The 4,208-nt window shown below is 72.4% G+C and carries 4 protein-coding genes; 2 read left to right on the top strand and 2 right to left on the bottom strand.

The window, feature by feature from the left end; all coding sequences use genetic code 11:
- A partial coding sequence (locus ACYVE9_RS17640) for a uroporphyrinogen-III synthase (RefSeq protein ID WP_461028836.1) occupies positions 1–669 on the bottom strand: 669 nt, incomplete at its 3' end.
- A gap of 153 nt (positions 670–822) precedes the next feature.
- Positions 823–2,211 carry an MFS transporter gene (locus ACYVE9_RS17635; protein ID WP_461028835.1) on the bottom strand — a complete coding sequence of 463 codons (1,389 nt, stop codon included), beginning with the start codon at positions 2,209–2,211 and terminating at the stop codon, positions 823–825.
- A 219-nt stretch (positions 2,212–2,430) separates the two neighbouring features.
- Between ACYVE9_RS17635 and cpt the strand changes: the two genes are divergently transcribed.
- Both cpt and ACYVE9_RS17625 read left to right on the top strand, forming a co-directional pair.
- Positions 2,431–2,952: a chloramphenicol phosphotransferase CPT gene (gene cpt, locus ACYVE9_RS17630; protein ID WP_461028837.1), complete on the top strand. Its 522-nt coding sequence runs from the start codon at positions 2,431–2,433 to the stop codon at positions 2,950–2,952.
- Between the two features lie 149 nt (positions 2,953–3,101).
- On the top strand, positions 3,102–4,130 hold the full coding sequence (locus tag ACYVE9_RS17625; protein WP_461028834.1) for an alpha/beta hydrolase: 1,029 nt from the start codon (positions 3,102–3,104) through the stop codon (positions 4,128–4,130).
- Positions 4,131–4,208 lie beyond the last annotated feature (78 nt).

Below are 4,208 nucleotides of genomic sequence, written 5' to 3'. Positions count from 1 at the left end.
CAGCAGGTCGTCGCGGACGCCGCGCTGGTCGATCCGGTCCAGCAGCGACGCGGCGGCGGGCGCGCTGGTGAAGGTGACCGCGTCGAGGGCGCCGCCGATTACGGCGTCGATGAGCCGGTCGACGGGGGCCAGGTCCTGCGGCGGCAGCCACCGGTAGACGGGCACGGTGACGATCTCGGCGCCGCTGTCACGCAGCGCCTCGCAGAAGCCGGGCAGCGGTTCGCCGTGCAGTTGGACGGCGTTGCGGCGGCCGTCGACGACCTCGGCGAGCAGCCGGTCGAGCACCTCGGCCATCGACTCCGAGGCCGGGGACCACTTCTCCTTCAGCCCCGCGGCCCGGATCGCGCCGCGCACCTTCGGGCCGCGGGCCAGCAGCTCCACGTCCTTGAGCCGGGCCAGCAGCGACTCGCCCAGGCCCCAGCCGTCGGCGGCCTCCACCCAGCCGCGGAAGCCGATGGCGGTGGTGGCGGTCAGGGTGTCGGGGGCGTCGGCCAGCAGTTGCTCGGTCGCGCTCATCAGTTCGCCGTCGTCGGCCAGCGGCACGATGCGCAGCGCCGGCGCGTGCTGCACCGACGCGCCGCGCCGGGTGAGCAGGGCGCCGAGTTCCTCGGCGCGCCGGGCGGCGGTGACGCCGATGGTGAAGCCGTCGAGCGGTTTGACCTGGTGCATGGGTGCGGCCCTCGTCCTGCGTGTTGTCCTCGGTTGTCCCCGACCGGGTACCGAGCCTGCCGGTGAGGCGTGACAGACCCGGTACGGGCCGATTTCCCCGGCGTTACGGAGCGCGCCGCCGGTGTCACCGGGTGCCCCTCTCCCGGCCGGGTCTCACACCCGGGCGAACGCCGGACGCCGCTCGGCCGCCGGGCTCTGCTCCCCGGCGTCGGCGCCGGGGTTCGGGGTCGCGGTGCGGCGCAGGTATACGGCCCAGGTGACGGCGGCGCACACCAGGTAGCAGGCGAGGAAGACGACGAACGCGCCGGTGCCGGCGCCGGAGCTCTGGAAGGACTGGCGAAAGGCGAGGTTGATGCCGAGGCCGCCCAGTGCGCCGATCGCACCGATCAGGCCGATGGCCGCTCCGGAGAGCCGGCGTCCGTGGGCGGCGGCCTGCTCGCCGGTCAGCCCCAGGGCCTCCGCCTTCGCCTGGAAGATGCCGGGGATCATCTTGTACGTGGAGCCGTTGCCGAGGCCGGTCAGCACGAACAGGCTGACGAATCCGACGAGGAACACCGGCAGCGACTCACGGACGGAGGCGGCGACGACGATGCCGGTCGCGGCGGCCATGGCGAGGAAGTTCCACAGCGTGATGCGGGCGCCGCCCCAGCGGTCGGCGAGCCAGCCGCCCACCGGGCGGATCAGCGAGCCGAGCAGCGGCCCGATGAAGGTGAGCGACGCCGCCTGCAACGGGGTGCGGTCGAACTGGTTCTGGAGCACCAGGCCGAACGCGAAGCTGTAGCCGATGAACGAGCCGAAGGTGCCCACGTACAGGAACGACATGATCCAGGTGTGCGGGTCCCGGACCGACTCGCGGGCGGCTCCGGTGTCGTTGCGGACGGGCGCGAGGTTGTCCATGTGCCGCCACGCGCAGTACGCGGAGACCAGGATCAGCGGCAGGTAGATGCCGAGCAGCAGCCGCGGGGAACCGGCGCCGGCGGTGGCGATGACGAGCAGCGTGACGAGCTGGATCACGGGCACGCCGATGTTGCCGCCGCCCGCGTTCAGACCGAGCGCCCAGCCCTTCTTCCGCAGCGGGAAGAAGGAGTTGATGTTGGTCATGGACGAGGCGAAGTTGCCGCCGCCGATGCCGGTGAGCAGCGCCACCAGCATGAACGTCGTGTAGGAGGTGCCCGGTTCCATCACGGCGAAGGCGGCGACGGTCGGCAGCAGCAGCATGCCGGCCGCGAACACCGTCCAGTTGCGGCCCCCGAACCGGGCCACCGCGAAGGTGTAGGGCACCCGGGCGAGCGCACCGACCAGGGTGGCCATCGCCACCAGGAAGAACTTGCCGGCCGGGTCGATGCCGTACTCGGGGCCCATGAAGAGCACCAGCACCGACCACAGCGACCAGATCGAGAAGCCGACGTGCTCGGACAGGATCGAGAACAGCAGGTTGCGGCGGGCGACACGTTCGCCGCCATCGCGCCAGAAGGTCTCGTTCTCCGGGTCCCACTGCTCGATCCAGCGGCCCCCCTCGCGCGTACCGGCCCGGGTTGTCATGGCGCCTCCTGGAGGGTTCGGGTGTGACTCCCCGAAGGTAGGAAGCGCGCGTTTCCGCCCTGTGCCGGCACGTGACGCGGGCGAAACCTTGCTCTCACCCGGCCGTCCCCGGGGCGGTGAGCGCGTCGGTCCCCGATCGGCGACCGGTGGGGCGATAGGGCCGTTATTCGCTTCGTGCCCGGGTGGGGAGCGTCCTACCGTGGCGCGGTGACGACTCGAATGATCATTCTCAACGGTGGTTCCAGCTCGGGTAAGTCCGGGATCGTGCGGTGCCTGCAAGCCGTGCTGCCGGACCCGTGGCCGGCGTTCGGGGTGGACTCGTTCATCGACTCCCTGCCCGCGAGCATGCAGGAGTCGGAGGCGGGCATCGAGATCGCGGCGGACGGCCGGGTGGAGGTCGGGGCGGACTTCCGGGCGTTGGAGGCGGCCTGGCGGGACGGTGTCGTGGCGATGGCCCGCGCGGGCGCCCGGATCATCATCGACGACGTCTTTCTGGGCGGGGCGGAGTCCCAGGAGCGGTGGCGGAAGGCGCTGGGCCCGCTGCCGGTGCTGTGGGTCGGTGTCAGGTGTGAGGGTGCGGTCGCCGCGGACCGTGAGGTGGCACGGGGGGACCGCGTCCAGGGGATGGCCGCGTCGCAGGCGGACGCGGTGCACGAGGGAGTGCGCTACGACCTGGTGGTGGACACGACGCGTACCGGGTCCATGGAGTGCGCGCGCACCATCGCCGCCCACGTCGGCTGATCACCGAGCTGCCCGGCCCTCGCTCCGACCCAACGGCATCAGGGGTGGTATGGGGGGATTTGTTGGGGGGTGTCACGGATGTGCTGCGGGGCGGCGGTGGCGAGGCTCGTAGGAGACGTGAGTCCAGACGATCCCGAGAGGAGCCCCCGATGTCGCACACTCGGCGAGGCAGGGTCAGGGCCCTGCTCGCTCTCTCGCTCAGCACGCTGGTCCTCGCCGCGACGGTCCCGGCCGCCGCGCAGGCGGCCGGCGAACCCGAACCGATGCGCGTGGTGAGCGAGGAGCGCCGGACGGACCGGCTGACCGACCTGACCGTGCACTCCCCCGCCCTGGGAACCACCGCCGAGGTGCGGCTGCTGACCCCCGAGGGGTGGCACAGCCGCCACGCCGGCGAGCGCTGGCCCACGCTGTACCTGCTGCCCGGCGGTGACGGCGACCACCTGCCGTGGACCGAGGACTACAACATCCAGCGCCTTCCCGCCCTGCGGAACACGCTCGTGGTGATGCCTCAGATGCCCCTCTACGGCTTCTACTCCGACTGGTGGAACCACGGCGAGGGCGGGCCGCCGGCCGTGGAGACCTTCCACCTGGACGAGATGCTGCCGCTGCTGGAACGCCACTACGGCGCCGGGTCGCGGCGAGCGGTCGCGGGACAGTCCCAGGGTGGCTTCGGTGCGCTGTCCTACACGGCCCGCCGTCCCGGCATGTTCCGGGCCGCTGCCAGTTACAGCGGCTTCGTCCACCCCCACCTGCACCCCCACGCCGTCCGTGCGGGCATGGAGTACCTCGGCCTCGACTGGTTGGCGCTGTGGGGCCATCCGCAACGGCAGCGGGCGATCTGGCGGTCCCACGACCCCGCGTATCTGGCGGACCGGTTCCGGGACGTGCCCGTGTACCTGTCCTCCGGTGACGGCCGGCTCGGCCCGCTCGACCCCCCGGACACCGAACCCGACGAGGACATACCCGGCCTGGAGGACCCGGACGCGCCCTTCCCCGACGACGTGCTCTCCCCCACGGAGGCGATCATGCTGGAGGAGAACAGGGCGCTGGCCCCGCTGCTGCGGGCCGCGGGCGTCCACGTGACCACCCACTTCCACGCCGGCACGCACGACCCGCCGTACTGGGCCCGCGAGTTCCGTGCCTCGCTGCCGATGCTGCTCCGGGCTCTGCACCCCTGACCCGCCGCGCACCTTCGGGCCCCGGCGCAGTGGCGGCCGGGGCGCGAACGGGACGGCGGCGCGGACGAAGGCGGGACG

This window comes from Streptomyces sparsus, assembly GCF_054776295.1.
Note: the sequence above shows the minus strand (reverse complement) of the source record. Positions and strands in the feature narration are given on the sequence as shown.

Coding starts and splice junctions, on each gene's coding strand:
- cpt (WP_461028837.1), top strand. CDS start 2,431: ATGATCATTCTCAACGGTGGTTCCAGCTCGGGTAAGTCCGGGATCGTG.
- ACYVE9_RS17625 (WP_461028834.1), top strand. CDS start 3,102: ATGTCGCACACTCGGCGAGGCAGGGTCAGGGCCCTGCTCGCTCTCTCG.
- ACYVE9_RS17635 (WP_461028835.1), bottom strand. CDS start 2,211: ATGACAACCCGGGCCGGTACGCGCGAGGGGGGCCGCTGGATCGAGCAG.